At 56.5% G+C, this 16,456-nt stretch carries 21 protein-coding genes and 1 tRNA gene; 6 read left to right on the forward strand and 16 right to left on the reverse strand.

The features are described 5' to 3' along the window. Window positions 1–109 precede the first annotated feature (109 nt). A complete protein-coding gene (locus tag ASD70_RS13485; RefSeq protein ID WP_043049434.1) occupies window positions 110–988 on the forward strand; it encodes a LysR family transcriptional regulator in 879 nt (292 codons plus the stop codon). A 142-nt stretch (window positions 989–1,130) separates the two neighbouring features. On the opposite strand, the gene ASD70_RS13490 is transcribed toward ASD70_RS13485, so the two are convergent. Then, entirely contained in the window at window positions 1,131–1,439 is a 309-nt protein-coding gene (locus ASD70_RS13490) for a DUF2388 domain-containing protein (protein WP_442965903.1), read from the reverse strand. A 160-nt stretch (window positions 1,440–1,599) separates the two neighbouring features. On the opposite strand from ASD70_RS13490, the gene ASD70_RS13495 reads away from it, so the two are divergent. Continuing rightward, a complete protein-coding gene (locus ASD70_RS13495; RefSeq protein WP_056846702.1) occupies window positions 1,600–3,096 on the forward strand; it encodes a trypsin-like serine peptidase in 1,497 nt (498 codons plus the stop codon). 144 nt (window positions 3,097–3,240) lie between these two features. Here ASD70_RS13495 and ASD70_RS13500 read toward each other — a convergent pair whose 3' ends face one another. The 3 genes from ASD70_RS13500 to ASD70_RS13510 form a co-directional block, all read right to left on the reverse strand. Then, a complete protein-coding gene (locus ASD70_RS13500; RefSeq protein WP_056846703.1) occupies window positions 3,241–3,801 on the reverse strand; it encodes an HNH endonuclease in 561 nt (186 codons plus the stop codon). Window positions 3,802–3,913: 112 nt separating this feature from the next. Beyond that, complete coding sequence (locus ASD70_RS13505; RefSeq protein ID WP_056846704.1) at window positions 3,914–4,177, reverse strand: hypothetical protein; 264 nt, start codon at window positions 4,175–4,177, stop codon at window positions 3,914–3,916. Between the two features lie 135 nt (window positions 4,178–4,312). Next, on the reverse strand, window positions 4,313–4,510 hold the full coding sequence (locus ASD70_RS13510; protein ID WP_043049592.1) for a hypothetical protein: 198 nt from the start codon (window positions 4,508–4,510) through the stop codon (window positions 4,313–4,315). 255 nt (window positions 4,511–4,765) lie between these two features. Here ASD70_RS13510 and ASD70_RS13515 point away from each other — a divergent pair, with 255 nt between their 5' ends. Further along, a complete protein-coding gene (locus tag ASD70_RS13515) occupies window positions 4,766–5,233 on the forward strand; it encodes a DUF1203 domain-containing protein (protein ID WP_056846705.1) in 468 nt (155 codons plus the stop codon). A 292-nt stretch (window positions 5,234–5,525) separates the two neighbouring features. Here the strand turns inward: ASD70_RS13515 and ASD70_RS13520 are convergent. The 9 genes from ASD70_RS13520 to thrS form a co-directional block, all read right to left on the reverse strand. Then, window positions 5,526–5,602, reverse strand: a tRNA-Pro gene (locus ASD70_RS13520). A 90-nt stretch (window positions 5,603–5,692) separates the two neighbouring features. After that, window positions 5,693–6,049 (reverse strand): MerR family transcriptional regulator, encoded by a 357-nt coding sequence (locus ASD70_RS13525; protein WP_003174972.1) that lies wholly within the window; start codon window positions 6,047–6,049, stop codon window positions 5,693–5,695. After that, window positions 6,030–6,332 carry an integration host factor subunit alpha gene (ihfA, locus tag ASD70_RS13530; RefSeq protein ID WP_002553164.1) on the reverse strand — a complete coding sequence of 101 codons (303 nt, stop codon included), beginning with the start codon at window positions 6,330–6,332 and terminating at the stop codon, window positions 6,030–6,032. Before ihfA ends, ASD70_RS13525 begins: the two co-directional genes overlap by 20 nt. 3 nt (window positions 6,333–6,335) lie before the next feature. Next, the gene (gene pheT, locus ASD70_RS13535) at window positions 6,336–8,714 is read right to left on the reverse strand and encodes a phenylalanine--tRNA ligase subunit beta (protein WP_056846706.1); all 2,379 of its coding nucleotides are present in this window, start codon (window positions 8,712–8,714) and stop codon (window positions 6,336–6,338) included. Window positions 8,715–8,740: 26 nt separating this feature from the next. Continuing rightward, window positions 8,741–9,757, reverse strand: coding sequence for a phenylalanine--tRNA ligase subunit alpha (gene pheS, locus ASD70_RS13540; RefSeq protein ID WP_003192486.1), 1,017 nt, complete (start codon window positions 9,755–9,757; stop codon window positions 8,741–8,743). A gap of 109 nt (window positions 9,758–9,866) precedes the next feature. Next, window positions 9,867–10,223, reverse strand: a complete 357-nt coding sequence (gene rplT, locus ASD70_RS13545; protein ID WP_002553161.1) for a 50S ribosomal protein L20 — start codon at window positions 10,221–10,223, stop codon at window positions 9,867–9,869. Between the two features lie 30 nt (window positions 10,224–10,253). Beyond that, window positions 10,254–10,448 (reverse strand): 50S ribosomal protein L35, encoded by a 195-nt coding sequence (gene rpmI / locus ASD70_RS13550; RefSeq protein ID WP_002553160.1) that lies wholly within the window; start codon window positions 10,446–10,448, stop codon window positions 10,254–10,256. A gap of 60 nt (window positions 10,449–10,508) precedes the next feature. Next, window positions 10,509–11,060, reverse strand: coding sequence for a translation initiation factor IF-3 (infC, locus tag ASD70_RS13555; protein WP_169960276.1), 552 nt, complete (start codon window positions 11,058–11,060; stop codon window positions 10,509–10,511). Next, window positions 11,060–12,982, reverse strand: coding sequence for a threonine--tRNA ligase (gene thrS / locus ASD70_RS13560; protein WP_046068907.1), 1,923 nt, complete (start codon window positions 12,980–12,982; stop codon window positions 11,060–11,062). The genes infC and thrS overlap by 1 nt, the downstream gene beginning before the upstream one ends. Window positions 12,983–13,347: 365 nt before the next feature. Here thrS and ASD70_RS13565 point away from each other — a divergent pair, with 365 nt between their 5' ends. Then, window positions 13,348–13,662 (forward strand): hypothetical protein, encoded by a 315-nt coding sequence (locus ASD70_RS13565; RefSeq protein ID WP_080889086.1) that lies wholly within the window; start codon window positions 13,348–13,350, stop codon window positions 13,660–13,662. Window positions 13,663–13,951: 289 nt separating this feature from the next. Then, window positions 13,952–14,164 (forward strand): cold-shock protein, encoded by a 213-nt coding sequence (locus ASD70_RS13570; protein WP_003234260.1) that lies wholly within the window; start codon window positions 13,952–13,954, stop codon window positions 14,162–14,164. A gap of 73 nt (window positions 14,165–14,237) precedes the next feature. Here the strand turns inward: ASD70_RS13570 and ASD70_RS13575 are convergent, their stop codons facing one another. Together ASD70_RS13575 and ASD70_RS13580 are read right to left on the reverse strand one after the other, a co-directional pair. After that, the gene (locus ASD70_RS13575; protein WP_056846707.1) at window positions 14,238–14,558 is read right to left on the reverse strand and encodes an I78 family peptidase inhibitor; all 321 of its coding nucleotides are present in this window, start codon (window positions 14,556–14,558) and stop codon (window positions 14,238–14,240) included. 144 nt (window positions 14,559–14,702) lie between these two features. Further along, on the reverse strand, window positions 14,703–15,008 hold the full coding sequence (locus ASD70_RS13580) for a hypothetical protein (RefSeq protein ID WP_056846708.1): 306 nt from the start codon (window positions 15,006–15,008) through the stop codon (window positions 14,703–14,705). A 155-nt stretch (window positions 15,009–15,163) separates the two neighbouring features. Here ASD70_RS13580 and ASD70_RS13585 point away from each other — a divergent pair, with 155 nt between their 5' ends. Beyond that, on the forward strand, window positions 15,164–15,370 hold the full coding sequence (locus ASD70_RS13585; RefSeq protein WP_056846709.1) for a hypothetical protein: 207 nt from the start codon (window positions 15,164–15,166) through the stop codon (window positions 15,368–15,370). Window positions 15,371–15,403: 33 nt separating this feature from the next. Here ASD70_RS13585 and ASD70_RS13590 read toward each other — a convergent pair whose 3' ends face one another. Then, a complete protein-coding gene (locus ASD70_RS13590) occupies window positions 15,404–16,432 on the reverse strand; it encodes a nucleoside hydrolase (protein ID WP_043049572.1) in 1,029 nt (342 codons plus the stop codon). Between the last annotated feature and the right edge of the window lie 24 nt (window positions 16,433–16,456).

A 16,456-nucleotide genomic window follows, 5' to 3' on the forward strand; every position in this document is an offset into this window, starting at 1 on the left:
TCGGACTTGAGTATTGGTCGAGCACTATAAAAAGAAAAACTAATTTAACTTTAACCAGAGTAAACAAAAGCTTTACTATGCCGGCGTACCCATAAGCGCGGGCCTACCCATGAGCAACATTCGTTTCTTCAAGACGTTTATCGCCGTCGCCGAGTACGGCAGTTTTGCCGCCGCCGCCGACCGTGTGGCCCTCACCAACGCCGCCGTCGGCCAGCAAATGCGCGCCCTCGAAGAAGAGATGCGCCGGCCGCTGTTCGACCGTAGCCAGCGGCAGATCAAGCTGAGCCGCGATGGCGTGTTGTTGCTGCCCAAGGCCAAGCGCCTGTTGGCCGACTACGAGCAAATGATTGCAGAGGCGCCCGATGGCATGGCCATGGAAGGTGAAGTGTCCATCGGCGGCATTACCTCCGGCATGGGCCTGCTCGCCAATTGCCTGGTGCAACTGAAAAAGCTGCACCCGCGCATATCGGTCAACCTGATGACCGCCCGCTCCGACGAAGTGGTCAACCTGGTACACGCTGCCAAGCTCGACGCGGCATTGCTGATCGAGACCGCGCGGCAGAACTTCGATGGATTGAGCTGGACCCTACTCTACAACGAGCCCATCGTCATGCTCGCCAATACTGCGCAAACCGCAGGCATCAATGACGCTGTGGAACTGCTCAGGACCCAGCCGTTCATTCGCTATGACCGTTCCACCGCCGTGGGCCGCAAGGTGCAGTCGATCATCAAGAGTGAATCGGTCGAACCGCTGGAAATCCTTGAGCTGAACTCGATCATCGGCATCGCAGACCTCGTACGCCAGCAAGTCGGAGTTGCTATTGTGCCGCTGCTGAAAAATTTCGACTGGCACAAAGACCCAAGCCTGCGTGTACTGCCATTGCCGGGAGACTTGGCGGTGCGCCGAGTGGGGATCTTGGAGCAAGGCACCAAAAGTGCAATTACCGGGGAAATTCGCAAGCTGCTGATGTCGGCTGTGGCAACGTAATCATCCCCTTTTGCCTGTAGTACACAGCCCCTGAAATCGCAGACAAAGAAAAGCCCGCGATGGGGCACGGGCTAAGAGGTTTTCACCAGGAGCTGGAGTAACCATAAACACATGAATGTGAAGAGGACGTGAAAGGTTGTACTCAGTACGCCACGGCGATCGCTCGCGCCAACTGCATGTCAGACATTAGCGGCGAGTTGTAGGTCGAGCGATAGTAGCGAGAAGCCTGCTCAAACTGCGCGCCGCGGATCTCACCATCAGAGCCTATGAATGCGAGCGCATCGTTCTTGGCTTTTTTCATCAACGAGGGACCATACATTGTAAATGCCGTTGTTCCACCGAGGATCATGGTCGGAACCAGCGTCGTGACGGTCAGCGCCCGCTCTACTGGATTTTCGACATACCACGCCATTACGTCAGCACTGATCGACACCGTGATGATGGCTGCCAAGGCGCCAGGACGAACGCCCGGTCGCTGATGGACCCGACGTGATCGGCTTTCAACTTCAATCCGCACTCGCACCAAAGGTTACGCAATAGTCTTGTATGCCTCCTGCCTAGGCCTGATTGGTTAGTTTCAGCCAATCAATGACTTACTTGTCGAGGCCCTTATGTCACTTACCCACACCGCCTGTGTCCTCCTGTACCTCCTGTTGCTCGGCACTGTCTGGCCCAGCCACGCCAGAGACCTGGCCGAGGGACTTACTGAACAGTCGCCTTCCGTGGCACTTGAAAATAAAAACCAACGGTACCCGCAATGGACCGGCATCGGCTCACTGAAAAACGCCTTAGGCCAGACCTGCAATGCCGTTCTGCTCGACACGCGCAACCGCCAGGGTAAGGCCGTCGGCCCGGCTTATGTGCTGACCGCCGGGCATTGTGTGTTCTACAGCTACGGTACAGCGCGCGTGCGCCAGGCGTTTACCGCTGATGTCACCTTCAATTACTTTCATGACACGCCAGAACAGCGTGTCACCTATGCCGTCAAGACAGCGCATTGGAGCAGCATGGCGGGCACTGACCTGGCCGTGCTCGAACTGGATACATCACTGGGCGTGCTGGTGGCCGGCGCGATCATGCCACTCAAGCTGGCCTCCCAACGGCAGACGTCGGATCGAGACGTGATCAACGTGGGAGCGCCGACCGGATTCCTGAAAAAAGGCCTGCGCATGAGTGCCTGCGTAGAGTCGACCCTCAACAGTTTTGCCGAGCACCCCGGCGTGTTCCCCAGCGCCTTGCGCAACCGCTGCAACGGCCTGCGTCCAGGCAGCTCCGGCAGTCCGATGCTGGACCGTAACTCCAATGAAATCACCAGCATCATCAGCAAAGTCGCGTCTGCCATTCAGAAGGACATTCTCAATAGCTGCCAGAACAACTCGGCGTGCGAAGCTGCCAAATTCAACTACAGCTACCCCGCCAACGACTTGTACTACTGCTTTGTAGACGGCGTTTTCCGTAACGACACCCCGACCTGCCAGCTCAAGGCCGTTGAAATCACGCTGGACGAACCGTGGAACCTGAAACCCTATGTGCATTTACAACGTGACGCCGCCGACAAAATTATTCGTCCGACCTGGAACCTGAGGTTTTCAATCCAGGAACCGTTCTACCGATTCAAAGCCGTGAATGACATCAGCGATTGCGCACGCACGCACGGCTACCAAGTGGCTGCCGCCTCTGATGAAGCCTACATCAATCAGCCCATCGGCCCAGAGCTGGGGCCGCATGTGCTGTGCATACTCGGGGTGCAAAAGGCCGAGCAGCCGCTGACCGAAGCGCTGCTGCGCAATGCGTTCACCCATTCGGTATTCCTGACCAACCCGGCACCGGCACCGCAGCTCAAGCACCGCTATCACGTCGCCTGGGAAACCCAGTACAACGGTTTCAGCCAGCATTACTACTACAGCGTGAATGCAGCGATCAGCACCATCTGTGGCGATATTGACGACGATCGCTACACCCTGGCCATGGATGGCATTTTCATTGACATAGCAGAGCTGCCGATCATGTTATGCAGCTATGCACGCAACAACGGTGGGCAACCGTCGGCCATTCGCACGGATGTGATCAGAGGCGCAACGGTTCGCTCACAGCGTCATACCAGGTGATGCGGCAATTTTTTTCCAGCAACTTCTGGTGTTTAGAGGGCTTTAGCATGGCAGCCACAGCCAAGCTGATTGCGCTTCGCGCAATGCGGCATGCCTGGCGCAACATTAAAAGGCCGCCTAAGCGGGTCATGCGGTTCAAGTCAGTTATGTTTCAGCAGGACCGAGACGTGCTCGATCAATGGCCTCGTCCAGAACCATCTCGAGACGCGCCATCTTGGTGCTGATCGAATAGTTAGCGCCGTGGGTGGTTGCGCGGCGACTAAAGTCGAGATTCGCTGCCTGCATAGATTCAACTAACCCCTTTGCCTGCTCAGGTTCCTGTTGGCAGAACTCGATGACCCTCAGGTTAATTTTCTTGAATGTTTCGGCCAAGACACGACTGAATCTGCCCGCATTCTCATTGGTAAATGCCACAAAGTATTTGGCGATACTACAATCGGGGGAGTTGAGATGGCACTCAGCGCACAAGAGAAAGCAATTGAACGGCAAATGTGTACCGCCCAGGGAATGCGCAATTATGTGCGCTACTTCTTGGTAACCCGTGACGCCACAGCACCAGCAAATTCGCAAATCTTCATGATCGTCCTCGATGGCCTCTCGGACATATTCACAAAAACCATAGTCGTCTACCCACTGCAAATTCTGCAGCCATGCATTACGCACCGTAGTGCGAGTGACCGTCCGACGCTTTGGTGGAAGCTCCATTAGCTACTTTCCTGCCACCCGACTCAGATGTGTCGATCATCGCAAACCTGCCCTTCCAAAAGCCAGTGGTGCCAAACCTTTCATCTGTACCCAGGCAAGTTGCGCGACGTTGCTACTCAGGCGCACCCGCCTTGGCGATCAACTCACGCAACCGGGAATCCTTAGGCTCAAACACATCGAGGAGCCCGATCGCCTTAAGAGCGGGTAAAGATTGAATAATCTCTCGCTCAGCCAGCAGTTGATCATCCATGCTCGCGTTCGAATCACTCCAAACCCGTACGTTTGCCAAAAAGGCACCCACCGTCCCCTTACGTACGGTCACTCCCTCAAATGTTGCTTCGTTTGTGTCGTCGGCGAGAATATCTTCGGCACGCATATCAGTCTCCGCAGTTGGGTTGCTTTAACTTCTCGGCCTTTCGGAAAAGAGCCTCATGCCGACAATAGCGTAATTATTTTGCGCTGGCATATAAATGCAAACCCGGCGCTTGGCCGGGTCCGTTGATCTGAATGCTCAGTTGTCAGGATGCTCACTGGCTACTGAATCGGCAGCGTCCACGTCCGACATATCTTCCTCGAGGGGTGCCTCGTCATCCGGTGGCAGCGGGATATGATCCTCATCGCGCTTTGGATCATGACCGGTCTCATTGTCCGTGCCACGCGTTACTGCCTGCTGTGAAATATTGCCTGGGGCGTTCTCGTTGATTTCCATGCTGTCTCTCCGCTGTAAAAGCACGACAAATACGCACTTAAACCATTGGAGTAGGCCTGTAGCAGCGAGTGCCGGGCATTGGACGAACGGAGGATCGGAAGGCTGTGTTGGGGCGTAGGGTTGGTAGCTGCTTTGCTTAAGCACTCCTACAATCAATCCAGCGGTTATCTCCTAGGGAATTTGAAGGCAAGAAACGGATAGCGAGCCTGCGAGGGTGCCTGTCTTATGCGCAGACACAAACGACAGGAGCCACACATGACTTTTCGTATTTCCGGCCTTTCTCCAGAGCCATTCAAGGCGCTATTTGGGCTATCTGACCCCGAGCTGGACTCACTTAACATCAAGCGCTACCGCGTGGACACCAGGCCAGGATTCCCTGATCGCATCGAAATGAAGGAGGCCGAGATAGGCCAGAACGTACTTCTGCTGAACCATCTCTGTCAGCCCGCCCACACGCCTTACCGTGCCTCACACGCTATATTCATACGTGAGGGTGCCAGTCAGCAATACAGCGCCATCGATCATGTGCCCGAATCCGTTCGAATTCGGCTCCTGTCACTGCGCGCTTACAGTGAGAGCGGAATGATGATTGATGCTGATGTGGTCGAAGGGGCAACTGTTGAGGAGGGAATAGTTAGGTTGTTCGCTAACCAGGAAGTCAGCTATATCCACGCTCATAACGCAAAACGAGGTTGCTACTCCTGTCGGATAGATCGCGCGTGAGTGTCGTTGTAGGAGAGCACTGATTCGCCAGATACAAGAAGCCCAGCGCTGGGCTGGGCGTCTCTATTTCATTGATCGTTTTCGTCTAAATCAAGCATCAACGTATCCTCCGAACCGGGGATGAATGCTATTCAGTTTCTCAATGAAGCCTGGGCAATCCCTGCTCAGCTTAATTATGGTATTGCTCGTTCAAGACCGGGTAGTTTTACGCAAGTATTGCGCGGTTTTTGCTCAGGCACAAAAAAGCCGATCTGTCTGATCGGCTTAAGTGTCTGATTTTACTCAGGAATAATGGTCGGGACGGAGTGATTCGAACACTCGACCCCTAGCACCCCATGCTAGTGCGCTACCGGACTGCGCTACGCCCCGACTAGGCGTGTTACTGGGTTCGCTTCTTAACGAAGCGAATCGGAATATACCGCAAGCTTTTGAAATGTGGAAGTATTTTTAAAGCTTGAATCATTTCTTCAGTACCACCAGCACATCTTCCAGTTCGGAGATCATCTGGCGGATCAGTTGCTTGTACTGGGTGGTGTCGTCTTTGGCTTCATCACCGGACATACGCTGGCGTGCGCCGCTGATGGTGAACCCCTGGTCGTACAGCAACGCGCGGATCTGTCGGATCATCAGCACATCCTGGCGCTGATAATACCGACGGTTCCCGGTGCGTTTAACGGGGTTGAGTTGAGGAAACTCCTGCTCCCAATAGCGCAGCACGTGTGGTTTTACCGCACATAGCTCGCTGACTTCACCAATGGTGAAGTAGCGTTTGCCTGGGATGACGGGTAGCTCGTCGTTATGACTTGGTTCCAGCATAAGCCTCAACTCGGGCCTTTAACTTCTGCCCTGGACGAAAGGTGACCACACGGCGAGCCGTGATCGGGATTTCTTCTCCCGTTTTTGGATTGCGGCCAGGCCGCTGGCGTTTGTCCCGCAGGTCAAAATTGCCGAAACCGGACAACTTGACCTGTTCGTTGTCTTCCAGAGCGTGGCGGATCTCTTCAAAAAACAGCTCGACCAATTCCTTGGCCTCGCGTTTGTTCAGACCCAGCTCTTCGTACAGACGTTCCGCCATCTCAGCTTTCGTCAAAGCCCCCATACGTCACTTCCTTAACGTGGCGTTTAACCTTTGTTCGAGCGAGGTGAGGATATTTTGTGTCGTGGTATTCACCTCATCGTCATTAAGAGTGCGCGATGGATGCTGCCAGGTCAAGCCAACTGCAAGGCTTTTTCTATGCGGATCAATGCCTTTACCCTGATAGACGTCAAATAGCCTGAGGTCTGTCAGCCATTCCCCTGCATTTTCACGGATTACGTCCAGGACGGCAGTGGCGGCGACGTCACGGTCGGCGATCAGGGCCAGGTCACGGCGCACTTCAGGGAAGCGCGACAACTCGCTGAATTTAGGCATCTTGCCCGTGGCAACTTCAGCCAGGACCAGCTCAAAAACGAAGACTGGGCGATCCAGCCCCAGGGTTTTCGACAGTTCCGGATGAATAGCACCAACAAAGCCCACCAAACGACCTTCGCGCTCGATACGCGCAGTCTGGCCCGGATGCAATGCTGGGTGGCTGCCCGGCACAAAGGTGAAGGCATCCAGCGCACCGGCAAAGCCCAGTACCGCTTCCACGTCAGCCTTGACGTCGAAGAAGTCTACGACCTCGCGGCCCTGCGCCCAGCCTTCCGGCAGGCGGCTACCGCAGACGACGCCGGCCAGCATCGGTTCCTGTTTAAGACCATCGAGCTGACCCACAAAACGCAGGCCGCTTTCGAACAGACGCACGCGGTCTTGCTGGCGGTTCAAGTTGTGGGAAAGCGCTTTCACCAGACCCGGCCACAGCGACGAACGCATGGCGGCCATATCGTTGGAGATCGGGTTGGCCAGCAACAGTGGCTCAACACCTGGGTTGAACAGCTCGAACTGCTTTGGGTCGATGAAGCTGTAAGTCACAGCTTCCTGATAGCCGCGGGCTACCAACAGACGACGCAACTCTGGCAGGGCCGCACGCGCCTCGGCCTTCGGCTGTGGCGCCAGGCGCGCTTGCGGGTAACGAACCGGCAGGCGGTTGTAGCCGTACAGGCGCGCCAGCTCTTCGATCAGGTCGACTTCCAGGCTGATATCGAAGCGATGACTTGGTACTTCAACCCGCCACTGCCCTTCCCCACTCGAGGAAATGCCCAGACCGAGGGCCGACAGCAGTTGCTCGATTTCAGTCGGCTCGATCACCAGGCCAAGCATTTGCTCGACGCTTTTGGCGCGCAGGGTGATAGGCGCAATCGACGGCAGGTACTGTTCATTGACGGTTTCGGTGATCGGGCCGGCTTCGCCACCAGTGATGTCCAGCAGCAGGCCAGTGGCGCGCTCCATGGCTTCACGGGCAAGCTTCCAGTCCACGCCACGCTCGTAGCGGTGCGACGCATCGGTGTGCAGGCCGTAGGAACGCGCCTTGCCAGCAATAGCGATCTGGTCGAAGAATGCGCTTTCAAGGAACACGTCACGGGTGGTCGCGGACACGCCGCTATGCTCGCCACCCATTACGCCGGCAATCGCCAAGGCGCGGGAGTGGTCAGCGATGACCAGGGTATCGGCACGCAGGCTGACTTCCTGACCATCCAGGAGCACCAGCTTCTCGCCTTCTTCGGCCATGCGCACGCGGATGCCGCCGTTGATTTCGGCGAGATCAAAAGCGTGCAGCGGCTGGCCCAGCTCCAACATTACGTAGTTGGTGATGTCGACGGCGGCGTCGATACTGCGCACGTCTGCGCGACGCAAACGTTCCACCATCCACAGCGGGGTTGGCTTGGACAGGTCGACGTTACGGATCACACGCCCCAGGTAACGCGGGCAGGCATTTGGCGCCAGCACGTCAATCGAGCGTACTTCGTCGTGCACTGCCGGCACGGCAGCGACGACTGGACGGGCGACAGGCGTGTTGTACAGCGCGCCCACTTCACGGGCCAGGCCCGCCAGGGACAGGCAATCGCCGCGGTTCGGGGTCAGGTCGACCTCGATGCTGGCGTCTTCCAGTTCCAGATAGACACGAATGTCCTGACCCACTGGCGCGTCGGCCGGCAGTTCCATCAGGCCATCGTTGCCCTCTCCCACCTGCAACTCGGCCTGGGAACACAGCATGCCGTTGGACTCAACACCACGCAGCTTGGCCTTCTTGATCTTGAAGTCGCCCGGCAGTTGGGCACCGATCATGGCGAACGGGATCTTCAGGCCCGGACGCACGTTAGGCGCTCCGCACACGACCTGGAAGGTTTCCGCGCCATTACTGACCTGGCACACACGCAACTTGTCGGCATCGGGATGCTGCTCGGTGCTCAACACCTCGCCCACCACTACACCGCTGAAAACACCGGCGGCCGGCGTAACGCTATCGACCTCAAGACCGGCCATCGACAGACGCGCAACCAGCTCGTCGCGACTTACCTGCGGGCTTACCCAGCCACGCAGCCATTGTTCACTGAATTTCATCCTGCTCTCCTAAAGATTCGTTACGACTAGCGAAATTGCGCAAGGAACCGCAAGTCGTTGTCGAAGAACAGACGCAAGTCGTTCACGCCGTAACGCAGCATGGCCAGACGCTCAACGCCCATGCCGAAGGCAAAGCCCGAAAACTCTTCCGGATCAATCCCGGACATGCGCAGCACGTTGGGGTGGACCATGCCGCAACCCATAACTTCCAGCCAACCGGTCTGCTTGCAGACGCGGCAGCCTTTGCCGCTGCACATCACGCATTCCATGTCGACTTCAGCCGATGGTTCGGTGAAAGGGAAGAACGAGGGACGGAAACGCACCGCCAGCTCCTTCTCGAAGAACACCCGCAGGAATTCTTCGATGGTGCCCTTGAGGTCGGCGAAGTTGATGTCGCGATCCACCAGCAGGCCTTCGACCTGGTGGAACATCGGCGAGTGGGTGATATCCGAGTCGCTGCGGTACACACGGCCTGGGCAGACGATGCGGATCGGCGGCTTGTTCGCTTCCATGGTGCGGACCTGTACCGGCGAGGTATGGGTGCGCAACAACATGTTTGCGTTGAAATAGAAGGTGTCGTGCATCGACCGGGCCGGGTGATGGCCTGGGATGTTGAGCGCCTCGAAGTTGTGATAGTCGTCTTCGACCTCAGGGCCTTCGGCAATGCCGTAGCCGATGTGAGTGAAGAACTGTTCGATACGTTCCAGAGTCCGGGTGATCGGATGCAGACCGCCCGAGGCCTGGCCACGGCCAGGCAAGGTAACATCAATGGACTCGGCGGCGAGCTTGGCCGCAAGATCGGCCTCCTCGAGCGACGCCTTGCGCGCATTGAGAACCTCTGTGACACGCTCCTTGGCGACGTTGATCAGCGCACCGACTTGCGGGCGCTCTTCAGCTGGCAAATTCCCCAGGGTCTTCATCACCTGAGTCAATTCACCCTTCTTGCCAAGGTAGTGAACCCGGATTTGCTCCAGGGCGTTTACATCTTCAGCGCTTTGCACAGCCTCGAGGGCTTGGGCGACGAGCGCGTCCAGGTTTTCCATGTACAGACTCCAGATACAAAATAGGGGAAGAGCTTGAAGGCTCTTCCCCTATTTATGACGTTTAACACCTTGGGCTACAGGAGCAGCCCAGGGTGACTGTCGGGGGTACTTAAGCCAAGGTGGCTTTAGCTTTCTCGACAATCGCAGCAAACGCCGCTTTTTCGTTCACTGCCAGATCAGCCAGAACCTTACGGTCGATCTCGATGGACGCTTTTTTCAGGCCAGCGATGAAACGGCTGTAGGACAGACCGTTAACACGTGCACCAGCGTTGATACGAGCGATCCACAGAGCGCGGAACTGACGTTTTTTCTGACGACGGTCACGGTAGGCGTATTGGCCTGCCTTGATTACCGCTTGCTTGGCAACACGGAATACGCGTGAGCGTGCGCCATAGTAGCCTTTAGCAAGTTTCAGAATTTTTTTGTGACGTTTACGGGCAATGACGCCACGCTTTACACGAGCCATGAGTTACTTCCTCTATTCTTGATCCAAAAATTAACGAAGGCGCAGCATGCGCTCGACTTTTGCCACGTCAGACGGATGCAGCAAGCTGCTACCGCGCAGTTGACGCTTACGCTTGGTCGACATTTTGGTCAGAATGTGGCTCTTGAAAGCGTGCTTGTGCTTGATACCGTTAGCAGTTTTCAGAAACCGCTTAGCAGCACCACTTTTAGTCTTCATCTTTGGCATGTTCGGATACTCCGCATTCAGTTGATAAACATAATCAGAAGGCCTGCCGTGCCCTGTTGATTACTTCTTCTTTTTCGGGGCGATGACCATGATCAGCTGGCGTCCTTCCATCTTAGGATGCTGTTCGACCGAACCGTACTCGAGCAGGTCAGCTTCAACCCGCTTGAGGAGTTCCATCCCCAGCTCCTGGTGGGCCATCTCACGGCCGCGGAATCGCAAGGATACCTTGGCCCTGTCCCCATCACTCAGGAAACGTACCAGGTTGCGCAGTTTTACCTGGTAATCCCCTTCCTCCGTCCCTGGACGAAACTTGATTTCTTTAACCTGGATCTGCTTCTGGTTTTTCTTGGCTGCGGCAATCTGCTTCTTCTTCTCGAAGATCGATTTGCCGTAGTCCATCAGCTTGCAGACAGGCGGTACAGCATCGGCGGAAATTTCCACCAAATCGAGCTTGGCTTCTTCAGCCTTAAGAAGCGCGTCTTCAATTGACACAATCCCAAGCTGCTCACCCTCAGCCCCAATTAACCGAACCTCGCGTGCCGAGATATTCTCGTTGATCGGGGCTTTCGGTGCAGCTCGTTTATCTTGTCTCATTTCACGCTTAATAGTAATTACTCCGAATCTGGGCGACCACGCCGGGAAACCGCTTGCGCGAGGAACTCAGCGAACTGGGCGACGGGCATCGAGCCCAGGTCAGCACCTTCACGAGTACGCACAGCGACAGTCTGCATCTCGACTTCCCGATCTCCGATAACCAAAAGATAGGGAACCTTGAGCAAAGTATGCTCGCGGATTTTAAAGCCGATCTTTTCATTTCTCAAGTCGGACTTGGCACGAAATCCGCTTTCATTGAGAGTTTTTTCAACTTCAGCGGCAAAATCTGCCTGTTTATCAGTGATATTCATGATCACTGCCTGGGTCGGAGCCAACCACGCAGGGAACGCGCCCTCGTAGTGCTCGATCAGGATGCCGACGAACCGCTCGAACGAGCCGAGGATCGCCCGGTGCAGCATAACCGGGTGCTTACGGCTGTTGTCTTCGGAGACGTATTCGGCTCCCAGACGGATCGGCAGGTTAAAATCGAGCTGCAGGGTACCACACTGCCAGACGCGGCCAAGGCAATCTTTCAGCGAGAACTCGATCTTCGGACCGTAGAATGCGCCCTCCCCCGGTTGCAGGTCGTACGCAAGCCCCGCACTGTCCAGCGCTGCGGCCAGTGCCGCTTCGGCGCGGTCCCACAGCTCGTCGGAACCGACGCGTTTTTCCGGACGAGTGGACAGTTTCATCTCGACTTCGGTAAAGCCGAAATCGCGGTAGACGTCCATGGTCAGCTTGATGAACGCGGCGGATTCGGCCTGCATCTGCTCTTCGGTGCAGAAGATGTGGGCATCGTCCTGGGTGAAGCCACGCACGCGCATGATGCCGTGCAGTGCACCCGATGGCTCGTTACGGTGGCAGGCACCGAACTCGGCCAGGCGCATCGGCAACTCGCGGTAGCTCTTCAGGCCCTGGTTGAACACCTGCACGTGGCATGGGCAGTTCATTGGCTTGATGGCGTAGTCGCGGTTTTCCGACTGGGTGGTGAACATGTTGTCGGCGTAGTTGGCCCAGTGCCCGGATTTCTCCCACAGGCTGCGATCAACGACCTGCGGGGTCTTGATCTCCAGGTAACCGTTTTCGCGCTGAACCTTGCGCATGTACTGCTCGAGCACCTGGTACAGGGTCCAGCCGTTCGGGTGCCAGAACACCATGCCTGGCGCTTCTTCCTGGAGGTGGAACAGGTTCAGGCGCTTGCCGATCTTGCGATGGTCGCGCTTTTCAGCTTCTTCGATGCGCTGGATATAGGCGGCCAGCTGCTTCTTGTCAGCCCATGCCGTGCCGTAGATCCGTTGCAGCTGTTCGTTCTTCGCATCGCCGCGCCAGTAGGCACCGGACAACTTGGTCAGCTTGAACGATTTCAGGAAGCGCGTATTCGGTACGTGCGGGCCGCGGCACATGTCGACGTATTCTTCGTGGTAGTACAGGCCCATGGCCTGCTCGTCCGGCATGTCTTCGACCAGGCGCAGCTTGTAGTCCTCGCCACGCGCGGTGAACACGTCGATCACTTCGGCACGCGGGGTGACCTTCTTGATGACGTCATAGTCTTTTTCGATCAGCGCGTGCATGCGCTGCTCAATGGCCGCCAGGTCGTCCGGGGTGAAGGGACGCTCGTAGGCGATATCGTAATAGAAGCCTTCTTCGATAACCGGGCCAATCACCATCTTGGCGGTCGGATACAGCTGCTTCACCGCATGACCAATCAGGTGTGCACAAGAGTGGCGAATGATCTCCAGCCCCTCTTGGTCCTTGGGCGTGATGATTTGCAGGCTGGCGTCGCTGGTGATCAGGTCGCTGGCGTCAACCAGCTTGCCGTCGACCTTACCGGCCACGGTGGCCTTGGCCAGGCCGGCACCAATGGATGCGGCGACCTCGGCGACGGAAACCGCATGATCGAATGAACGTTGACTGCCATCGGGAAGAGTAATAGTTGGCATGGCGCCTCCTCTCCTAGTGGTGACCCCTACCAAAGGTCACGTGGGTTGGGATGAGCCAGTACAAGATCCAACACCAGGCCGTTCTAATGAAGAACGCCTGCCTTACAGCGGCAGGAGCCTTTCGGCCAACCGATAATCGAACCAGAGTGACTGGAGTGAACAAAATGGACCTGGCAAGGCGGCAAATGGCGCGCCGGGAAATAGCCAGGCGAGGATGCTAGCACAGATGAACGGTCGTCGCGCCGGCGAAGCTTTGTGTAAACAGCATTTCAAGGCTTTATAGCTGCAAAAGTGAACTTGAGCTGTACGCCGGGCCTCAAACCCACTGAGAATCGCCGTTCGTCCTCGACCCAAAGGAGCATCCCATGATGCGTTTCACCTCTACCCTCGCTGTCGCCGCTACCCTGAGCCTCCTTTCCCTCGGTGCACAGGCCGCAGCCCCGTCCAACTGGCCAGCTGGTGCCCGTGACAGCTTCGTGAGCGACTGCAGTGCCGCCGCCAGTCAGAACGTAGACGTCAAGACTGCCAAAGCCCACTGCGAATGTGGCGCCGACAAGATCAATGCCGAATTGAGCTCTGCCGAGATCAAGGAACTCATGACCAACCAGAACGCCAGCCCGGAGCTTAAAAACAAAGCAGTCGCGGCTATTTCGTCCTGCAAAGTCGTGAAGAAAAAGTAAGATTGACCACTGATCAGACGGCCATTTCACTGAAAAAACGGCCTCAAAACTGCTATTTCGCACAAAATATGCAGGTTTTACGGCTTTTTTTAACAGCTGATATTTCACCGCAAAGCCCCGTAGATCGGGGCTTTCAGCCGGCCCAGGGATCAAACGCAACGCGATTGATTAGCAAACAATGCCTTGGGGGGGCTCCCAAGTCGAACATTTCGACTATGATAGCCCAGTGTGCCCAGTTGGCCTGAGCAGCACAGCACTACTGAAAATATATGTTTCTTGGAGATACACCATGTCTAATCGCCAAACCGGCACCGTTAAATGGTTCAACGATGAAAAAGGCTTCGGCTTCATCACTCCTCAAGGTGGCGGTGACGACCTGTTCGTACACTTCAAAGCTATCGAAAGCGACGGTTTCAAAAGCCTGAAAGAAGGCCAGACCGTTTCCTTCGTGGCTGAGAAAGGCCAAAAGGGTATGCAAGCTGCACAGGTTCGCGGCGAGTAATTCCCCGCTGAGCTAAAAAAACCCCGTCCATGTGACGGGGTTTTTTATGGGCGATGCAAAAGCCGCAGGGCAATCAGCCGCAATTGACCCGAGTGATCACCAGGTTGTTATCGGTGTTCAGGTTCAAGCGGTCGGAGCGATACTCCAGCGTGATCATATCGTTGGGCTTGAGAATGCGTGCATTCTGCGCACCGGCACGCGTACGGGCCTGCTCCAGCAACTGGGGCGAGGCTTTCTGGCCGATTGCAAACTCGGCGGCCTTCGACTCACAGCGGCTATGACCGGCATCGGTCGCGGCGGCGTCTTTGCCTGGCTCAGAGGCACCCGGGGTGCTGCAACCCGCCAACGCGAGTGCTGCCAACAAAGTACCGAATGATGCGAGCTTCCAAGGCATGAAGCCTCCTATGATAAAAAATGGACAGAGATCGTGCGACAGCAGTCAAAGCGATTGGTTTCAGAACGTTAACCGCCTGCGCGCAAGTCTGCCTCACTCACAGCAGGCAAGCGCCCTGTCAATCGTGACTAGATATGAACGCACCTAGTAGATATCAATGTAGTCAGAAGAAGGTGTAGGCCAATTCTGCTTCAACGCGTTAAAAATCTGCATGACCCAGACTTCGTCGCTTGCCGCGACGATGCCGACATACCCGGAGCCCTTTGCCCAGGTCTCCAGGCGAAAGAGCAGGCCGTCGATGTTAACGCCTCCCACGGTCCCCGAAGAAATGTAGGCAATACCCTCCTTGGTAACACGCAGCTGGGTATGTTCATCGTCACTGGCGCTGGCAAGCAGTTCGCGCACGGCCGCCTGGGTCAGGTCCTCAGGGTTGTTCAAATTGATCTGCACGCGTTGTTTCCCGGCTATTGGACAGGCTGGCAGTGTCGCACACCCCCTCCTTCATGCCTAAGTAGCAGTGCCAAATGCCGCGTAAAATGCTTAACTGCGCCGGCTGGAACCGCATTCCAGCGCATTGCCCAGTACTTTCAGCCCGTGAGACGTCCATGACCACCGTAACGATCCAAGCCGACATCAAAGCCAAATGGCCCCAAGGGCAAAGCTCCTACAGCCCCGCAAGCCCGGAAGAAATGGCGATCATCGGTATCGACCTGCTGGTCAAGGAGCTGGGCACCCAAGCCGCACAAGCCTTCATCGGCCAGGTATTCGAGAAATACCCGGCCGACCATATGGGTGCACAAACGCACAAATAAGAACCGGCCAGCGAACGCTGACCGGGAAGCGCCTTACTTCAGACGCGCCAGACGCTCGGTCAGCAGATCGAAGAAGCCCTGGGCGTCGCCGTTCTCCACCCAGAACACATTTTTCTCCTGCTTGAGTCCGTCATACCAATCGACGATGGTCTGGCCGAAAGTCGGACCTTCGCGGCTGTCTACGACCATATTGGCCTGACGACCGCTGAACAGCGAAGGCTTGAGCAGGTAGGCAACCACGGTCGCATCGTGGACCGGGCCGCCCGGAATGCCATAGTGCTCCATATCACCTTTGACGTACTCATTCAGAATGCTGCTGACGACCTTGCTCGCGTTGTTGTTAAGGTCCGCAATTTTTTTCAGGCGCGCATCGCTGGTGAGGACTTTATGGGTCACATCCAACGGCAGGTAAGTCAACTTCACACCACTTTTCAGCACGATCTCAGCCGCGACTGGATCGGCGAACAGGTTGAACTCGGCCACCGGCGTGATATTGCCGCCGTTGAAGTGCGCACCACCCATCACCACCACTTCTTTGATGCCTTGTGTGATTTCCGGCGCCTGGGTCAGCGCCAGCGCCAGGTTGGTCTGCGGACCGAGCATGGCGATGGTAATGCTGTGCGGCTTGGCGCTGCCCAGGGTCTTGATCAGGTAGTCAACGGCATTGCCTTCGGCCAGGCCTTTTTTCGGCTCGTGCACGGTGACGCCGGAAATGCCTTCCTTGCCATGGATGTTCTCGGCATAGATCGGCTTGCGCAACAGCGGCGCGGGTGCACCGGCATACACCGGGATGTCCTCGCGCCCTGCCCACTCGCGCGCCAGGCGTGCATTGCGGGAGGTCTTGTCCAGGCGCACGTTACCGGCGACGGTGGTCAGTGCACGAATGCTCAACTCCTCTGGCGAAGCCATGGCAAACAACAGCGCCACCACATCATCGGCGCCCGGATCAGTGTCGATGATCAGGTCGATTTTTTCCGCCGCCTGGGCGCTTGCTGCTGTGAGCGCGGACAAAAGCAGGACACTCCGGAACAGGTTTTTCAGGGTAGGTAGACCACGTTGCATAAAGCACTCCTTGTCATAGGGGGG

It is taken from the genome of Pseudomonas sp. Root569, assembly GCF_001427465.1.
Taxonomy (GTDB): domain Bacteria; phylum Pseudomonadota; class Gammaproteobacteria; order Pseudomonadales; family Pseudomonadaceae; genus Aquipseudomonas; species Aquipseudomonas synxantha.